Source organism: Nonomuraea sp. 3N208, from assembly GCF_052245935.1.
In the GTDB taxonomy this organism is placed as follows: domain Bacteria; phylum Actinomycetota; class Actinomycetes; order Streptosporangiales; family Streptosporangiaceae; genus Nonomuraea.
In genome coordinates this window covers 71,842-89,410 of record NZ_JBQQBR010000049.1, presented here as the reverse complement: position 1 = coordinate 89,410, position 17,569 = coordinate 71,842, and the positions used below count along the sequence as shown (strand labels likewise).

The 17,569-nt window shown below is 67.2% G+C and carries 13 protein-coding genes; 7 read left to right on the top strand and 6 right to left on the bottom strand.

The features are described from left to right. Nucleotides 1–373 precede the first annotated feature (373 nt). Both ACTWPT_RS49175 and ACTWPT_RS49170 read left to right on the top strand, forming a co-directional pair. Nucleotides 374–631 (top strand): hypothetical protein, encoded by a 258-nt coding sequence (locus ACTWPT_RS49175; protein ID WP_443184459.1) that lies wholly within the window; start codon nucleotides 374–376, stop codon nucleotides 629–631. Between the two features lie 115 nt (nucleotides 632–746). Continuing rightward, the gene (locus tag ACTWPT_RS49170; RefSeq protein WP_443184458.1) at nucleotides 747–1,079 is read left to right on the top strand and encodes a hypothetical protein; all 333 of its coding nucleotides are present in this window, start codon (nucleotides 747–749) and stop codon (nucleotides 1,077–1,079) included. 343 nt (nucleotides 1,080–1,422) lie between these two features. On the opposite strand, the gene ACTWPT_RS49165 is transcribed toward ACTWPT_RS49170, so the two are convergent. The 6 genes from ACTWPT_RS49165 to ACTWPT_RS49140 form a co-directional block, all read right to left on the bottom strand. Further along, complete coding sequence (locus tag ACTWPT_RS49165) at nucleotides 1,423–2,385, bottom strand: hypothetical protein (RefSeq protein ID WP_443184457.1); 963 nt, start codon at nucleotides 2,383–2,385, stop codon at nucleotides 1,423–1,425. 3 nt (nucleotides 2,386–2,388) lie between these two features. Further along, on the bottom strand, nucleotides 2,389–3,291 hold the full coding sequence (locus tag ACTWPT_RS49160; protein WP_443184456.1) for a carbohydrate ABC transporter permease: 903 nt from the start codon (nucleotides 3,289–3,291) through the stop codon (nucleotides 2,389–2,391). Beyond that, a complete protein-coding gene (locus tag ACTWPT_RS49155) occupies nucleotides 3,288–4,430 on the bottom strand; it encodes a carbohydrate ABC transporter permease (RefSeq protein WP_443184455.1) in 1,143 nt (380 codons plus the stop codon). The genes ACTWPT_RS49160 and ACTWPT_RS49155 overlap by 4 nt, the downstream gene beginning before the upstream one ends. 63 nt (nucleotides 4,431–4,493) lie before the next feature. Further along, the gene (locus ACTWPT_RS49150; protein WP_443184454.1) at nucleotides 4,494–5,804 is read right to left on the bottom strand and encodes an extracellular solute-binding protein; all 1,311 of its coding nucleotides are present in this window, start codon (nucleotides 5,802–5,804) and stop codon (nucleotides 4,494–4,496) included. Nucleotides 5,805–5,851: 47 nt separating this feature from the next. Beyond that, nucleotides 5,852–6,913: a LacI family DNA-binding transcriptional regulator gene (locus ACTWPT_RS49145; RefSeq protein WP_443184453.1), complete on the bottom strand. Its 1,062-nt coding sequence runs from the start codon at nucleotides 6,911–6,913 to the stop codon at nucleotides 5,852–5,854. A gap of 395 nt (nucleotides 6,914–7,308) precedes the next feature. After that, the gene (locus ACTWPT_RS49140; RefSeq protein WP_443184452.1) at nucleotides 7,309–9,861 is read right to left on the bottom strand and encodes a GH32 C-terminal domain-containing protein; all 2,553 of its coding nucleotides are present in this window, start codon (nucleotides 9,859–9,861) and stop codon (nucleotides 7,309–7,311) included. A gap of 552 nt (nucleotides 9,862–10,413) precedes the next feature. Between ACTWPT_RS49140 and ACTWPT_RS49135 the strand changes: the two genes are divergently transcribed. The 5 genes from ACTWPT_RS49135 to ACTWPT_RS49115 all read left to right on the top strand — a co-directional run bounded on the left by ACTWPT_RS49135 (nucleotide 10,414) and on the right by ACTWPT_RS49115 (nucleotide 17,514). Further along, nucleotides 10,414–11,421, top strand: a complete 1,008-nt coding sequence (locus ACTWPT_RS49135) for a LacI family DNA-binding transcriptional regulator (protein WP_443184451.1) — start codon at nucleotides 10,414–10,416, stop codon at nucleotides 11,419–11,421. Between the two features lie 402 nt (nucleotides 11,422–11,823). Beyond that, complete coding sequence (locus tag ACTWPT_RS49130; protein ID WP_443184450.1) at nucleotides 11,824–13,122, top strand: extracellular solute-binding protein; 1,299 nt, start codon at nucleotides 11,824–11,826, stop codon at nucleotides 13,120–13,122. 42 nt (nucleotides 13,123–13,164) lie between these two features. After that, nucleotides 13,165–14,142 carry a carbohydrate ABC transporter permease gene (locus ACTWPT_RS49125; protein ID WP_443184449.1) on the top strand — a complete coding sequence of 326 codons (978 nt, stop codon included), beginning with the start codon at nucleotides 13,165–13,167 and terminating at the stop codon, nucleotides 14,140–14,142. 6 nt (nucleotides 14,143–14,148) lie between these two features. Beyond that, a complete protein-coding gene (locus ACTWPT_RS49120; protein ID WP_443184448.1) occupies nucleotides 14,149–15,036 on the top strand; it encodes a carbohydrate ABC transporter permease in 888 nt (295 codons plus the stop codon). A 153-nt stretch (nucleotides 15,037–15,189) separates the two neighbouring features. Next, the gene (locus tag ACTWPT_RS49115) at nucleotides 15,190–17,514 is read left to right on the top strand and encodes a glycoside hydrolase family 3 N-terminal domain-containing protein (RefSeq protein WP_443184447.1); all 2,325 of its coding nucleotides are present in this window, start codon (nucleotides 15,190–15,192) and stop codon (nucleotides 17,512–17,514) included. Nucleotides 17,515–17,569 lie beyond the last annotated feature (55 nt).

The window sequence follows — 17,569 nt, the reverse complement described above, 5'->3', positions numbered from 1 at the left end:
ACGACGTGGCCCGCCGGGATGTCGATGGTGCACTCGCGCAGCGCCCAGCGCTTGCCGTACTTCCTGCCCAGTCCCTGGGCTTCTAGGACAGAGGTCACGCTATGTCCTCCTGAGAGGTGGTCCGAAACGTGGTCATGAACAGCGCCTCGATGCTTCGTCGAGGTCGAGGTCGAGGTCGCGGCTCCAGAGCGGCGTGCCGGCAGGAACGAAACTAGGCACTGCCCTTGCCGGTGCGCGTCGGCCGTCATACCGAGATCGCGTACCTCCTGAGAACGAAGGGCCGCGAGGTTATCCCTGCGATGTACTCCCTAAGAACGTGAGCCCCGTCACAACGGCCGATGCGGGACGGACAGGCAGGCGTGACAATGTGCCGGTGGAAACCGGTGAACGACCGCTGTGGTGGCGGCATGTGCTCGACCTGGACAGCCGGCTGGACGAGGACTACCCGGACCGGCGCGGCGTCCGGGACACGCCGGGGCTGAGTGGCGACAGACCCCCAAGGCCGTCTCGCAGAGCACTCGCTGCGGACGTGCTGGTCGCGATCGTCCTGACGGTCATCGCGGTGATCATATCGGCGAAATATCCAGTGATCGGCTCGATCGCGGATCAGCCCGAAGTGATCGAGTACTAGCGGCTCCGACCTGCCTCCCCGCCCCCACCGCCGGTTCCTGATCTCCCGGCAGTTCCTGATTCCCCAACCGGCCTCTTTGCTTGGCGCCATCAGCCAGACCCGCGATGATGACGCTGTGGAGATCTGGGATATGCACGATCCCGAAACCGGCCGCTTCACCGTGCAGTCCGGCCTTGTCGAGATCGACTCGCTCGTAAAGGGACGAGTGCTCTGCCATCACAGATTTGGCATCGGTGTAGAGGTGGACGAACCGATCCATACGTTTGCCCACGCCGAACGTGCCGTCGTCTCGGATCACGCCATCGACACGTTCGCCGATCTTCCGCGACTCGGTGTGCCGATCTCAGGGGTAGTGCTCGGCTATAGCGCCGAAGGGATGTTGTTGGTCAGCACTCGACTCAGTGACATCGTGGCGTGGGTGAACAGGCAGGCGGGGAACGCAAGCTAGCGGGCATTCTCCCCTGAGCACCTAAACTTGGCCGCGTATTGGCCGTGATCAAGCTCCAGACGGCTGCAGCAGTGGCCATCGCCGGGCGCATGAATGGGACCGGCGTCGCGGACGCCCTCCGCCGCAGGACTCCCATCGGCGGGCAGGCCCGCGAGGAACAACGAAACTGGTTGGCCTCTTCTGGTCTCTTACTCGGTGAGAGCCGAAGCAAGAGACCAACGGCCCTTCGCGTACGCCGACCAACCCTCCTCTCCACGCACCACGACGAATAGCAATCCCAAAATCACGTCACCAAACGATCCAAGGCACAGCCCGGCCGGTCTGCGCGGGAGCGGTGGAAGGCCTACTGGTGGGCCGCGCTGCGGTCGACGGCGGGCATCAGGCCCACATCCGGCGTACTGGTGACGGGGACCGGGTCGGCGAGCTCGCCGACGAAGCAGCCGTCGACGAGGTCGCGAAAGGCCATCAGGTGCCACCGGCCGTCATGCCGGACCAGGCGACCGGCGTACAGCGAGGTGTCGGGGAACAGCCGGGCGGTGGAGATGTCGAAGGGGCCGTGGAGGCTGGGCCCGGTGACGCTGAAGATGCCCCCGGTGCCGTAACGACGGAGAGCGTCGTCGTCGAGTTGGGCGTGCGCACACGAGAAGATCAGCGTGGGAGTGCCGTCGACGACTTCGGCCTGGACGACCTCGATGTGGCCGAACCCGGCGCCGGGCTCGGTCAGCGGCCGCTGGACGTGCCACTGCTCCAGATCGGTGGACGTGCAGTGCCCGACGACACCACGGCTTCGCCAATCGCCGTGGCCGGCGCGGGCGGTGACGTACATGTGCCATTGGCCGTCCTCGCCCTGGAAGACGAATGGGTCCCGCCAGGCTTCTTCGGGCCAGGCGGACTGGCCGTGCTTCTCGTACCAGCGGGGGTCGGCTTCCAGGACGGTGTGTGGCGAGTGTTTGTGCCAGACGAGGAGGTCCGTGGAGGTGACGATGCCGACGCGCTGGATGTCGCCGCCGTCCTGCCGGGTAGTGCCGGTGTAGAACATCCACCATCGCCCGGCGTCGTCGCGCACGACGCTGCCGGTCCAGGTGGTCCAGTCGTCGAACGCCGGGAAGTCCGAGACCGCCAGGGCGTCGGGGAGGACCGTCCAGTCCCGAAGGTCGGCGGACACGGCGTGGCCGACGCTCGGGTGGCGGTGACGGCGGTCGGGATCCCCGAGGCCGCGCGAGGCCCGGAGGTAGAACGCGTGGTGGAGCCCACCGTCGTAGGCGTACCACGAGTCCCAGATCCAGCTGTCCGCCAGTCGCAACATTGATTACCCCTTGATTCCGCTGTTGGCCACGCTGGCCACGAAACTGCGTTGGAAGATGACGAAGAGCACCATGATCGGCAGGGTGATCAGGGTGGTGTAGCCCATGATCTGGCCCCAGGGCACGCCCTCGGCGGTGTTGGACTGGAAGAAGTAGTCCAGGCCGACGGGGAGCGGCCGCAGGCCCTCCTCCTGGACGACCATCGTCGGCCACAGGTAGGAGTTCCAGATGGGCAGGAAGGTGAGGATGGCGCTGGTGGCGAAGGCCGGTCCGCTCAGCGGGACGACGATGCGCCGGTAGACGGTCAGGAAACCGGCACCGTCGATGAAGGCGGCCTCGTCGAGCTGGCGCGGGATGGACTTGAAGAACTGCACGAACAGGAAGATCGAGAACGCGTTGGCGATGAACGGGACGATCTGCACGGCGTAGGTGTTGATCCAGCCGGTGGTCAGCTCGGGCGTCCCGGCGGCGAAGGAGAGATAGGGCAGATTGTTCACCCAGTACAGCAGCGGGAGCGCGAGCGTCTCGAACGGCACGATGAGGGTCGCGATGAGCACCCCCATGACGATGCCCTGCCCGCGCCAGCGCATCCGGGCGATGCCGAAGGCGGCCAAGCTGTTGATCACGAGCCCGAGCCCGACGACGAGGAACGAGACGAGCAGGGAGTTGGCGTAGAAGCGGGCGAGCGGGACCCGGCTGAACAGACCTTGATAGTTGTCGGGGCCGACGTCGCCCACCGGCAGGAACGCCCGGACGGATTCGAGGTCTTCGAAGATCTGCAGCTTGCCTTTGAAGCTGGACACGATCATGAACATCATGGGCAGCAGGAAGGCGAATGAGAGCAGCGCGCCGGCGGTGTAGAAGGCGGTGCGGGCGATGGTCCGGCGGGCCTTGACGGTGGCGGTCATGCGTCCTTCTCCCTGGTCAGCCGACGCTGGATGAGCGCGACGCACAGCACGAGCACGAAGAACACGAAGGAGATGGCGGAGGCGTAGCCGATGCGCTGCTTGCCGTAGCCCTCGGCGAAGGCCTGGTAGACGAGCGTGGAGGTGGAGTCCAGCGGCCCGCCCTTGGTCATGACGTTGATCTGCGTGAAGAGCCCGAGCGCGGCGATGGTGATGGTGACCAGGACGAACACGAAGGTGTGCCGCAGCCCCGGCCAGGTGACGGCGGTGAAGGTACGCCAGGGGCCCGCACCGTCCATCTTGGCGGCCTCGTACAGCTCGGCCGGAATGGTCTGCAGCCCCGCCAGCCAGATGATCATGTGGAAGCCGACGGCCTGCCAGATCGACATGACGATGATGGCGGGAAGCGCGGTGGACGGTTCGGCGAGGAAGGCGATCGGGTCCCAGGACGGGTAGACCGCCTTGATCGCGTTGTTGACCAGTCCGTCCTTCTCGTACAGGAAAGCCCACAGGATCGACACCACGACCATCGACATCACGACGGGCAGGAAGAACACCGTACGGAAGAACACCCGTCCCCGGAATCTGCTGTTGACCAGCAGCGCCAGCAGCAGGCCCAGCCCTCCTTGGACGGGGACGACGACGAGGGCGAACACGGCGGTGTTGCGCAGCGACTTCCAGAACAGCGGGTCACCGGCGAGCCAGAAGCTGCCGCTCTTGCCGTCGGCGGCGACGGAGTCCGACAGCACCGACATGCCTTCGTACGGGGTGCCGCTGCCGTTCTTGGTCAGGCTGCGCAGGGCGGTGCGGACGGTGCCGTCGGGTCCGGCGAGCTCGCGGACGCGGGCATCGTCGAGGGTGAGCTGCTTGAGGCTCAGGAGGTCTTCGAAGTTGGACAGGCCGACCCAGCGGGTGGGTTGCGGCGAGGAGAGCTTGGCGTCGGTGAAGCCGAGGCTGAGGGCCAGGGCTATCGGGATGATGAGGAAGATCAGCAGTAGGGACATCGCCGGGGCGGTGAAGAGCCGTCCCGTCCTGGCCTCGGCCTTGTGGCGGTCGGCGGGCCGCCTGGGCCATCGGCTGGGCCGGTCCCGCATGTAGGTGACGGATCGCTTGGGTCTGCCGCGGGCATGCGTCAGGGACACGTGGACCTCACAAGTGGGGGGCGGGTCCGGGGTGGGTGGCGGCACACCCCAGACCGGGGCCGATCACTGGTAGTTGTTGTTCTCGGCCAGGTTCTTGTCGATGGCGTCGACGGCGGTGTTCAGCGCGTCTTGCACGTTGGCGCCGGCGATGATGTCGGCCGCCGCCTTCTCGAAGGTCTTGGCGATGAACGGGTAGGCGGGTGTCGGCGGGCGGATGAGCGCGTACTTGCGGGCGAGCTCGATGTAGGTGCTCTCCTTGGTGCCTTCCTTGAACTTCTTGCCCAGCGCCTGCGCACTGGCGGAGGCGGGCAGGTTGCCGAGCTGCTCGCTGAAGGCCGACAGGTACTTGTCCTGCAGCCCGAAGCTGATCCAGCCGTTGACCGCCTCGGGGGTCTGGCAGGTCGCGGACATCCCCCACTGCCATGAACCGGCGCCGATGTAGGGCTGCTTACCCAGGTTGGGCGGCGGCAGGATGAGGATGTCGTCGCCGAACTTCTTCACCGCGTCGCCGACGGCCCAGGAGCCGTTCCACTGCATCGCTACCTTGCCCTGCAGGAAGTCCGTACGGTCTTCGGACTCCTTGGGATTGGCCAGCTTGTTCTTGAACAGGCCCTGGAACCACTCGCCCCACTTGACCGCCTGGGGACCGTTCAGCACACCCTCGGCGGTGGAGAAGTCGGTGCGGTTGATGAGGTCACCGCCGAAGGACTGCAGGAACGGGGAGTAGGCGTAGGGGGACCACTCACCGGTCCAGCCGCTGCCGACGTCCAGGGGGTAGTCGTACTTGCCCGACGCCTTGAGCTTGGTGAGGGCGGCGTCGAACTCCTCCATGGTCCACGTCTGGTCGACGGTCGGGATCCGGATGTCGTTGTCCTCCAGGATCGACTTGCGCGTCACGATGCCGAGAGCGGCGTCGTAGAAGCCGACCGAGTGCAGCTTGTCGTTGTAGACGCCCTTGACTCCCGGCAGCAGCGGGTCGGTGAGCTTGGCGTCGAGGGTCAGAGGCTGCAGGTAGTTGGCGTACGCCCAGCTCGGCATGATGGGAGCGTCGACGTCGAGGAGGCACGGCAGGCTCTTGGACGCCGCGGCCGACACGATGGCGTCGTTGTAGGACTCCTGCGGGAACGCCTGGACGGTGATCTCGTACTTGTCCTGCGAGGCGTTGTAGTCGTTGGTGACCTGCTGGACCAGCTTGAGCTCGACCTCGTTGCCGGCGTTGTGCGTCCACATGGTGACCTTGGTTTTGCCACCGGAAGCGGCCGGGGCGGAACCGGCCGGCCCCGCGCTCGTCCCGCCGCCACCGCAGGCGGCGAGCGCCAGCGCACCGGCGACGCCCAGGGCGGCCACGGGGAGGCTCCGGGCTAGTATTGACATGATGCCCTCCAAGCGAGGCAACGGCTACGCCGTTGCGTGGGTATTGCTCACCTCCGCGTACTGGCCCTGATCCGACCAGTGCGCGGAGCGGCGACCGAGTCTCGGACGACGAGGCCGCCATTGATGTGGACCTGGCTGACCGCCAGATCCTCCGCCGACTCGATGCGCTCGATGAGTCGGCCCACCGCCCACTTGCCCATCTTCCGATGGGGCAGTGCCACGGTGGTGAGTCCGGGACGGAGCGCTTCCGACACCAGGACCTGGTCGTCGAATCCGACGATCGACATGTCCTGGGGTATGCGGATGCCCCGCTCGAAACAGGCCATGTAGACGCCCATGGCCATGCGATCGGTGAAGGCGGCGACCGCCGTCACCTTCGGGAACTGCTCGAGCAGCCGCAACATGGCCGCGTAGCCGTCCGCGGCGTCGGCGTGCTCGGTCAGGACGACGCGCCGCGGGTCGTCGTCCCATCCGTGACGCGCGGCGACGTCCTCGAACGCCTTGGTCCGCAGCCTGGTCGCGGGATACGTCGGGGTCTCACAGATCCAGCCGACGTGGTGGTGGCCGGCGCGGGCGAGCTCCTCCAGTAGCTCGGTCTCGCCGTCGTACTCGTCGGGCACCACCCAGTCGATGTCGCGGTCCGGGCACAGCGCGTCGACGAGAACGGTGGGCGCGGGCAACTGCGCCGGCAAGACCAGCTCCCGGTGGAAGTAGGAGGCGATCAGGATGCCCGCCACTTGGTGCTCCTCCAGCAGGAGCAGGTTCTCGGCAATGGCGTCCGGGGTGCCGACGTCGTCCGGGGTGCCGACCTCGATGAACAGCAGGTCGTAGTCGTGCTCGCGCGCGGCTGACTGCGCGGCTTCGAGCATCGCCCCGGCGTAGGGCAGAGTGGCCACGCCCAGGCTCAGCAGTCCCAGCAGCGGAGCCGACTGCCGGCGCAGACTGCGGGCGGCGCGGTTGCCGCGGTAGCCCAGCTCCGCCGCCGCGGTCCGGACGCGCTCGGCGGTCGCCTCGGCGACCCGGCCTTCGGCTTTGCCGGACAGGACGAGCGACGCGGCCGCGACCGACACCTCGGCCCGGAGGGCGACGTCCTTCAGGGTGGCTGCCATGGCTCCTCGTTAATCGATTGACGTTAATCGATTGACGGAACCGTACGTCCACGTATCGGTCACGTCAACAGTTGTTACCGGTACGTGACGGGATCCGCATCCTCCACCACCTGAACAGGTGCTCCTTGGTTGACGGTACGGCGAAGGAGGATGGGTGGCGCCGCTCTCGCAGTGGTCGGTGCTGGCGGACGCGGAGCTGTCGAGCTGGAGGTCCCGCCCGTCATTGCCCGAGATGACGTTCCCCGCGCCCGCGACGTTCCCGCCGACCTGGTCGGCTTCACCACTGGTCAGGAGCACGCCGCCACCGCCGTTCGCGATGGCGGCGGCGCCTGCCTCGCCGAGAGCCGCGCGCCGGAAGCCGCTCCTGGCTGTCCGGCGCGCGGACTCGAGGCAGGTCACGGCCAGATGGACTTCAGCTGCCACGCCTGCATGTGGTCGAGGGTGGCGGTGCCGCCTTCGGCGAAGACGTCGACGCCGGCGCTGGAGGGGTCGGGGAAGATCTGGTCGGTGATCACGGCCTCGCCGCTGCCACCGAAGACCTCGACGGACGACCAGTCGATGAGGATCCGCAGCTTGACCTGGCCGTTCTCAGCCTTCAGGGGCGCGGTCTGGACGCCGGGGAAGGTGCTGTTGAAGTCCACGGCGCCGGAGCGGGTGCGGTCGACGTACAGCTCCTGTGTCGTGGTGTCGTAGCCGATGACGGTCTCCTCGCCGTTGGCGCCGGTGCGCACCTTCAGGCCGAAGCGTTCGGCGTCCTTGAGGGAGAAGGTCGCCTCGATGTCGAGTGCCTTGCCCTGTACCGCACGGCCGATCAGAGGCTTGGAGGTGCTCTTGACGGTGACGTCGGACGCCGTCGCCGGGCCCTTCTCCCGGAGGGACTCCAGGCTGTTGACCGGCTTGCTGGTCAGCCGGATCCGGCCGTCGACGGTGCGCAGGGCCATCTCCCGGGGAACGCTCTGCGCGCCGCGCCAGGGCGAGGTGGGGACAGAGAGGCCGTAGTCCCAGTTGTTCATCCAACCGATCATGTACCGCTTGCCGCCCGGCGCGTTCTCCCAGGACACCGCCGCGTAGTAGTCCTTGCCGTAGTCGGCCCAGTCAGCGCGCTGCACGACGGAGAGGGCGGGCTTGTCAGCGGCGGTGAACTGGTCGGCCAGGACGTGGCCCCAGCCGGCGGTGTTCATGTCGACGACCTGGATCTGCGCCTTCTTGCCGATGTAGGGACGCATGTCGAACGAAGCCCAGTCCATCGTCTCGCTGTCAGAGCCGGTGGCGCTGCGGGCGACCTTGCCATCGACGATCAGGTTGACGGACGTCTCCTGGGAGATGGGCTGGGCCTGGGTGTCGGAGAGCACGATGTGGTCGACATTGAGGTGGCCCCAGCCGCCGGTGTTTTCGTCGACGATCTTTATCTGCGCCTTCTTGCCGGCGAGTTCAGCGACGTCCCAGGAGACCCAGTTGAGTGCTTCGGCATCCTTTCCGGTGGCGCTGCGGACGACCTGGCCGTCCACGAGGAGCTCGACGGCGGTGGGGTTGTCGGAACCGGCCGGGTGGTGGCCGCCGCCGATGAGGAAGTTGATGTGCTTCTTGTCGATGGTGAACTCGGGCGAGGTGAGAGTGCCGGTGGTGGAGTCGCCGTTCAGGAAGGTGTTGACCAGGCCGCTGCCCAGGTATCCGGAGACCTGTCCCTGGCCGGGGAAGGTGCCCGTGGCCGGTGCGGTGCCGAAGGCGTCCCCGGTCTTCGTCCAGTTGCCGTACGTTCCGCCTTCGAAGTCGGCGAGGACCGTCCCCTCGGGCGGAGGCTCCTCGAGGACGGTCCCGGCCTCGTGCGGGTGCCGGCCCCCACCGATCTTGAAGTTCAAGTAGGGGCTCTCCACGGTGAATTCGGGCGAGGTGAGGGTGCCGGTGGTCCCGTCACCGCCGTGGAAGCTGTTGGCGAGGCCCTTGCCGTCGAAGCCCGTGACGGTTCCCTGACCGTCCACGGCCCCGGTTGCCGGTCCCTGGCCGAACGCGGCGCCGCTGGTCGTCCACGTACCGAAGTCGGCGCCCTCGAAGTCCTGCATCGCCGTGCCGGTGGGCGGTGTGTAGGTGCCCTTGTCCTCGGCAGTGAATTTCTTGCCATCGAAGTCGCCGATGAAGTACTGGGCGCCCGAACCGCCCGCGATGCCCCCAGGGTTGATGTTGACGACCAGGACCCACTTGATGTTGTTCTTGTCCCCGTCGACGGCGAGGGGGAACAGGTCAGGGCACTCCCACACGCCGCCCGTCGCGCCGGCCGGCCCGAACTCGCTGAGCAACTCCCAGTCCTTGAGGTTCTTGGACGAGTAGAACCGCACCTTGTGCTCGGCGGACAGTGACACCGTCATCAGCCAGCTCTTGGTCGGCGCGTACCACTGGACCTTGGGGTCGCGGAAGTTGGTGGAGCCGATGTCGATGACGGGATTTCCCTGGTACTTGGTCCAGGTGCGGCCGCGGTCGGTGCTGTAGGCGAGCGACTGCGCCTGCTTGCCGCCGTTCTTGTAGGCGCTGGTGTAGATCGCCACCATGGGCGGGTTCTTCTCGGTGCCGAATCCGGTGGTGTTGTTCCAGTCGACGACCGCGCTGCCGGAGAACACCATCTCCTCGTCGTCGTGCGACAGGGCGAGTGGCAACTCCTCCCAGTGCACGAGATCCTTGCTCACGGCATGCCCCCAGGACATGTCGCCCCAGGAGTTGCCGTTCGGGTTGTACTGGTAGAAGAGGTGGTACTCGCCCTTGTAGTAGACGAGGCCGTTGGGGTCGTTCATCCAGTTCTTCTCCGGAGTGAAGTGGAACTGGGGTCTGTAGGTCTCGGTGTATGGCGGGGTGTCGGCCGCGGCGGCCTGGGGGGCGAGTGGGGCGGCGGACAGGGCGCAGACCGTCGCCGCCAGCAACCGCATGCGGGCATGCCGGGATACGCGTACAGAGCTCATGGTGTCTCCTTGTCCCGCGACCGTCCGTGCAGCGGTGACTGCGGGCCCTGGCGCGGACGGACCGAAAAGTGACGCCCAGGCCGGCGCCGACGTCCACGCCGGCGACCGGGGGTGTCATCGTTGACATATGTCATCGTTGACATCGAGTGCCCGATTATGAATCGCAATCCGGCCAGTGTGTCAATGGTTCGGGCGCGATTGCTCCGGTGCGGGCCGACAGGCCGTCAGGCTCGCCGGCGGTCGCGAACTGCACCACATGGTCCTGCCATGTCGGGTTGGGGCCGACAAACGAGCAGGTCAGGGCGGCGACTTGGGTGGCGACCGGCAGGCTTCCGCGACGTCATCGAGACTGAGATCGGTCAGTTAACGAATTGTTTCCGGCGTGTTGACCGGTCGAGCCTTTGCGTGCTTCACTTCGAGAGCCGGTGCCGAAACCGGTTCCGGGACCGCTTCCGTGACCGCTTCCGGTACCGGTTCCACGAGTTTCTGTACGATAGGCCCTCCGGTGCGGGAGGACGTCTTCCGCCTCTGCAGGGAGGGAGGGGAGGTGACATGGGAATCACCATCGCCGACGTGGCCGCGCGGGCCGGGGTCAGCAAGACGACGGTCTCGCGGGTGCTGAACGGCAAGGGCGAGATCAACGAGAACACCGTCGTGAAGGTCCGCAAGGCGATCTCGGAGCTCGGCTATGTGCCGAGCGCCGGGGCAGTGGGGCTAGCACGCGGCACGACACAGATGATCGGCATGCTGGTCCCTGATATGGCCTGGGCCTGGGCCGGCATCGTGCAGGCGGTCGTCGAAACGCTGGAGACCGAGGGCTTCGGACTGCGCATGCTGACCTGGAACCGCGGTGAGGAGTCACTGCGCAGGCTGGGCCTGCAGGTCGCTGCCAAGTCGTTCGACGGTCTGCTGGTGATAGAGCCCGAGGGGGCCCTGGGCTACATCACTGAACTGCACGAAGCGGGGCTGCCGATGGTACTGATCGACGACCGCTTCCACCGGCCGGGATTCCCCTACGTGGCCACCACCAACCGGGAGGGGGGTGCACAGGCGGCGCGCCACCTGCTGGACATCGGCCGCCGTCGCCCTCTAGTGGTGACCGGTCCCGAGGCGTACGGCTGTACTCGGGAACGGCTGGGCGGCTTCGTCGACGTCTATGCGCAGGCCGGGATCGAGCTCGACCAACGCAGCATCATCTACGGCGATTTCCTCTTCGACAGCGGTCGGAGCGCGGTCGCGCAAGCTCTCGCGGACGGCGTGGAATTCGACGCGGTCTTCGGGCACAACGACCCCACTTCGGCCGGCGTGCTCGCGGCCTTGCATGAGGCCGGCCTTCGGATTCCGCAGGACGTCGCCGTGGTGGGGTTCGATGACATCGAGCTGGCGTCGTACACCTATCCGGCACTGACCACCATCCGCCAGCCGATGCGGGAGATGGGTGCGGCGGCGGCGCGTCTGCTGCTCGACCACGTGCGCCGATCGCCGGAGGCCGCCCCCTCGTGCATCATTCCCACCAACCTCGTGGTTCGCGGCTCGACCTTGAAGCCGAGCTCGAACTGACGCGACGTCACCGCGATACGCAAGGTGTCGGCGCCTCGCAGTAGGGGCGGTGTGTTGCCGATGAGTGGCACACCGCACCTGTCTCCTTGAGACTTCGGCGAACCTCTTCGCCTCGCCTTCCACGCAACCCATAGCCGCTTCCCCTGCGTTCACACGTGACGCAGAGGTGCACGTTTCCACCTGCACGTTCCCGATCTGGGACACCGAACGGTATGCCTGGCATACCCCCGCCCGGCCGCTACCAGCTCCGCGTCGGACGCTCCAGCCGCGACCTGCGGCTGACCGTCGATGCCGCTGTCACCGCAGACGGTCTCCACTCGTGGGCCGACCTATCCGAGCGCCCGCCCGCTCCCCCTTCGCTGCCCCCCGCGCCCGCATCGCTCAACGGCAAGGAGCCGCACAATGCGCACCACTACCCGTCACACCGTCAGAACCGTCCAGATCATGTGCGTCACCGTCACGGCAGCCCTGATGGCCACCGGCTGCGGCCGGAGCGCCGGCTCCGGGCCAGGCAAGGACGCAGCCGCGCAGATCGGCAGCGGCAAGGCCACGGGCACGGTCGTCATGTGGTCCATGGGCGACACCGACAAGGACCTCGAGAGCCTGGCCAAGAAGTTCGAACAGCAGAACCCCGGCGTCGACGTCCAGATCACGGCGGCGCCCTGGGACGCCGCCCACGACAAGTTGACCACCGCGATCGCCGGCGGCAACACACCGGACATGTCCCTGGTCGGCACCACCTGGATGGCCGAGATGGCCGCCATGAACGCCTTCCAGGCCACCCCGACGTCGATCAAGTCGTCGGACTTCTACCCCGGCCAGTGGGACACCACCAAGTACAAGGACACCTCCTACGGTGTGCCGTTCATCGCCGACACCTCGGTTGTCTACTACCGGACCGACATCACCACGAAGGCCGGCATCAAGGGCGCCCTGGCCGGCGACCGGGACGGATACCTGAAGGACCTCAAGGCCATCCAGGCCACCGCGGGCAAGCAGAACCCCAAGCTGCGCCATGCCACCGGTCTGGTGATGGGCTTCAACTCCTGGATTTTCTGGCTGCCGATGGTCTGGCAGCAGGGCGGTGACATCTACGACGCCAAGACCGGGAAGTTCACCTTCGACTCGCCAGAAGTCGCCAAGGCGCTGGAGTACTACGCAAGCGTCCCCAAGCAGGGCATGGCGCCCACCGACAGGGCGGACAACGTGCAGGCTTTCCGGGACGGGCTCATCGCCACCTACCAGGAGGCCGCCTGGGCCGGCGGCAGCTTCCGTAAGGACGCGCCAGAGCTGAACGGCAAGTGGAAGACCATACCGGTGCCGTACACCAAGCAGCCCGCAGGGTTCGCCGGCGGCAGCGACCTGGCGGTGTTCAAGGACGCCAAGAACTCCGACGGGGCATGGAAGTTCGCCCGGTTCTTGACCGAGCCCGCCAACCTCGCGGCCTATGCCAAGGCCACCGGCAGCCTGCCCCCTTCGCCCCAAGCGTGGTCGGAGGGGAATCTGAGCGAGGACGAGAACATGAAGGCGTTCGCCGAGCAGCTCGAGGTCAGCAAGGCGCCGCCCGCCATCACGAGCTGGCAGCAGATCGCCGACGCCATCGACTCCGAACTGGAGAAGCTGACCCTCGGCAAGGCCACCGTCGCCCAGGTCCAGCAGGCGCTGCAGTCCAAGGCCACCAGCATCGGCACCGGCCGCTGAGCGCCGCCGCGTGAGCAGCCCTCGTACGGACGGATGACATCCATGTCCACGAAAACGCTCCCCGAGCGGGGCGACAGCCAGGAGCAGAGCACCTCACGGCCGGATGGGAGTGCCGATCGCCGGCGCTTCGCGCTCCGGGGCACGGCACACGGCAGGCAGGCCCGGGCCGCCTGGATCCTCGCCACGCCCTTCCTCGCGTTGTTCGCGGCCTTCATGCTGCTGCCGGTGGTCTGGTCGGTGCTGATGAGCCTGACCGACACCAAGAGCGCCGACCTGCGCACACCCCTGAACGTGGCGTTCATCGGCTTTGACAATTACCTACGGCTCTTCCAGGACGATCAGTTCTTCACAGCCCTGCGTAACACCGCCGTGTTCGTCCTGGTGGCCCTGCCCCTGACGCTGGCCGCCGGGCTCGCCGCGGCGGTCGCTCTCAACAGGGGCATCCACCGCTTCCGGGCCGTCTTCCGGATCGGCTTCTACCTCCCGGTGATCACCAGCATCGTGGCCATCGCCGTGGTCTGGAAGACGCTCCTGGAACCGCGCGCGGGCCTGGTGAACGCCGTCCTAGGCTGGTTCGGGATCGACGGGCCCGCGTGGCTGGCGGACACCCGCTTCGCCCTGCCCGTCATGATCGTGATGGCCGTGTGGCGGAACCTCGGCACCGTCATGATCATCATGCTGGCTGGGTTGCAGTCCGTGCCCCAGTCCCTGATGGAGGCGGCCGAACTCGACGGCGCCGGAACCTGGCAGCGCTTCTGGCGCGTCACCTTCCCCCTGCTGCGCCCCGCCCTGTTGATCACCGCCGTCACCACTGGCATCGGCTACCTGCAGTTCTTCGACGAGCCGTTCGTGATGACCGGCGGCGGGCCGCTGGACTCCACCCTGTCGGCCACCTTGTACGCCTACAACCAGTTCGGCAACGGCAACTACGACATGGCGTCGGCCGCCAGCTACGTCATCTTCGTCCTCATCGTCGCGCTGACCGTACTGCAGTTCCGGATGCTGCGAGACAAGGACTGACGCCCCATGAGCACCCTCGCCACTCTTCGGCCGGCACAGCCGGGAACGGACCGCGCCCTGAGGCGCCGACGCATCCAGCAGACCTGGGGCCACCCCTGGCTGTATGTGCCGCTCGCGGGTGCCCTGCTGCTGATGATCGCGCCGTTCCTGTGGATGTTGTCCGGCTCCTTCAAGCCCGAGGCCGACATCCGCAGAGTCCCGCCCGTCCTGATACCCACGACGCCCACGACCGCCAACTACGGCGAGCTGTTCAGCAGGCTCGACTTCACGAGCATGTTCGCCAACTCCGTGATCGTGGCCCTCGCCGTCACCGCGGGCAATCTGGTCTTCTGCTCGATGCTCGGATACGCCCTGGCCAAGCTGGAGTTCCGCGGACAGCGCGCCGTGTTCACCCTGGTCATCGGGACCCTCATGGTCCCCGGCCTGGTCACCTTCGTACCGCTGTACGTGCTGGTGGCAAACATGCAGCTGACCGGCTCCCTGCTCGGGCTGATCCTGCCGTTCCTGGCCGCCCCGTTCGGGGTGTTCCTGATGCGGCAGTTCATCTCCACGCTGCCCGACGAGCTCATCGACGCGGCCCGCGTCGACGGCTGCCGCGAACTGGCCATCTTCTGGCAGATCATCCTGCCGCTGACCAGACCGGCCCTCGCCACCCTGGGGATCATCACCTTCCTCGGCTCCTGGAACAACTTCCTGTGGCCGCTGGTGGTGGCCCAGAACGAGGACCAGTACACGCTGCCTGTCGGGCTCGCTCTGGCCAGCAGCGGACAGTCCTTCACCGTCTTCGGCATCCTGCTCGCCGGCACCGTCGTCGTTCTGCTACCGGTAATGATCGTCTTCCTTCTCTTCCAACGTCACTTCGTCGCCGGCATCGCCACCACTGGCCTGAAGTGACACTCCGACGCCCGGCCCGCCGCCCTTTGCGGCACCGGTCCCGTCCGGGGCGGCGGGCGAACGGCGCGCGAGCGCCCCGCGGTGCCGGCGTCCCTGCGACGAAGCGCGTCGACGGGAGCGACCACCCGCCGTCGGCAACCAACTCTCTGACCTGTGACGACTGATGACTTGGAGAACATAGTGGGACAGCCGGTCAGCTCTGACACGTACCTGGATCCGGAAGCGTCCGTGGAAGCAAGGGTCGAGGACCTGCTGTCCCGCATGACCCTGCCGGAAAAGGTTGGGCAGTTGCTGATGCTCGACGCACAACACGGGGACCTGGTGGACATCGTGTCGGCCAAGCTGGCCGGGTCGGTCCTGCATGTGCATCCCGCGCGGATGCCGGAGGCCATGGAACTGGCCCGGCAGACACGGCTCGGCATTCCGCTGCTGACAGCCGACGACGGCATCCACGGCCACTCGTTCTGGCCCGGCTCGACCATCTTCCCGACACAGCTGGCCATGGCCTGCACCTGGGACCCCTCTTTGCTCCAACGAGTCGCCCGTGCGGCCGCGACCGAAATCGCGGCAACCGGAATCCATGGGACGTTCTCCCCCGTGCTGTGCATCACCCGGGACCTGCGCTGGGGCCGGGTCAACGAGACGTTCGGCGAAGACCCGTTCCTGATCGGTGAGCTCGGGGCGGCGATGGTGCGTGGCTATCAGGGTGAGGGCCTCAACGACCCGGCAGCCGTGCTGGCGTACGCCAAGCACTTCGCGGGCTACTCCGAAACCCTGGGCGGGCGCGACGCGAGCGAAGCCGATCTCAGCCCACGCAAGCTGCGCTCGTGGTTCCTGCCCCCGTTCGAGCAAGCGGCTCGTGCCGGCTGCCGCGCCTTCATGCTCGGCTACCAGTCGATCGACGGGGTGCCCATCACCGCGCATCAGTGGCTGCTCAACGATGTGCTCAGGGGCGAGTGGGGCTTCACCGGCACGCTGGTGACCGACTGGGACAACGTCGGCCGGATGGTCTACGACCAGCGGGTCTGCGCCGACTACGTCGAGGCGGCGGCGGTTGCAGTCAACGCCGGGAACGATCTCATCATGGCCACGCCGGCGTTCTTCGAGGCCGCGCAGGAGGCGGTCGCCCGCGGCCTGATCGACGAGAAACAGATCGACGACGCGGTAGAGCGGGTTCTGCGGCTGAAGTTCGAACTCGGGCTCTTCGAGGGTCCCCGCCCCCCCGACCCCGAGCGGCAAGCCCAGGTGATCGGCTGCCGTGAACACGCCGACCTCAACCTCGAGACCGCCCGTCGTTCCCTGGTGCTGCTGCGCAACGACGGCATCCTGCCCCTCGAAGGCGGGCTGATCTCGGGCGGAACGGGCCGGGCAGCAGGCCAGATCACGCCGCGCACGATCGCGGTCATCGGCCCCAACGCCGACAGCCCGGAAGCCATGCTCGGCGACTGGGCGGGGGCCACCGGCCAGGTCCCGTGGATGCCCGAAGGACATCCACGGGAGTCGGTGGAGACGGTGCTCGACGGCCTTCGCGCCGTCGCACCCGCCGACTGGACCATCACGCACGCCCGCGGAGCCGACATCGCAAGCCCCGACCAGGACAGCGAGTGGTCCACCGGGCCGGACCGCCAACCGCAGCCGCCCGTTTTCACCCCCGCCCCGGTCGACCAGGCACAGCTTCGGGAGGCCACCGCCGCGGCAAAGGCCGCCGACTACGCCGTCGTGGTCGTGGGGGACACCATCGCCCTGACGGGCGAAGTGCGCTCGACGGCCACGCTCGACCTCCAAGGAGGCCAGATCGCGCTGCTGGACGCGGTCGCCGCCACCGGCACGCCCATGATCGTGGTATTGGCCCAGTCCAAGCCGAGCACCCTCCCGGACTCGGCACTGAACGCAGCAGCACTCATCGAGGCGTTCAACCCGGGTATGCGCGGTGGCCGCGCCGTCGCCGAACTCCTCCTCGGACTCATCGAACCCAGCGGCCGACTCTCGGTCTCCTTCGCACGCCATGTCGGACAGCAGCCCGTCTTCTACAACCAGGTGCGAGGCCAGCACGGGCACCGCTACGCGGATCTCACCCAGGACCCCATGTTCGCGTTCGGCGAGGGCCTCACCTACACCACTGTCACCTACTCCGACCTTGTCGTGCAGGACGAGGACGTCCCCGCCGACGGCACCGTCCACGCCATGGTGCGACTCGCCAACAGCGGAAGCCGTCCCGCCCTGGAAACGGTCCAGGCATACGTCAGCGACCTGACTACCAGCGTCACTTGGGCCGAGCAGGAACTGAAGGCTTTCACGCAGGTCGAGATCCCCGCCGGCGAAAGCCTGGACGTCGGCATCAGCATCCCTGCCTCGCAGTGCTCACTCGTCACAGCCGACAACCGCCGAGTAGTCGAACCAGGCGAGTTCATGCTCCGTGTTGGCCCCAGCTCACGGCGCGAGCAACAGCTGAGCGCAGGATTCCGCATCCGGACCTGAAGGCCACCGCCGGCTAACCCTCGGGCCGGCTGGGCGGGCCCCCTCTGACATACCG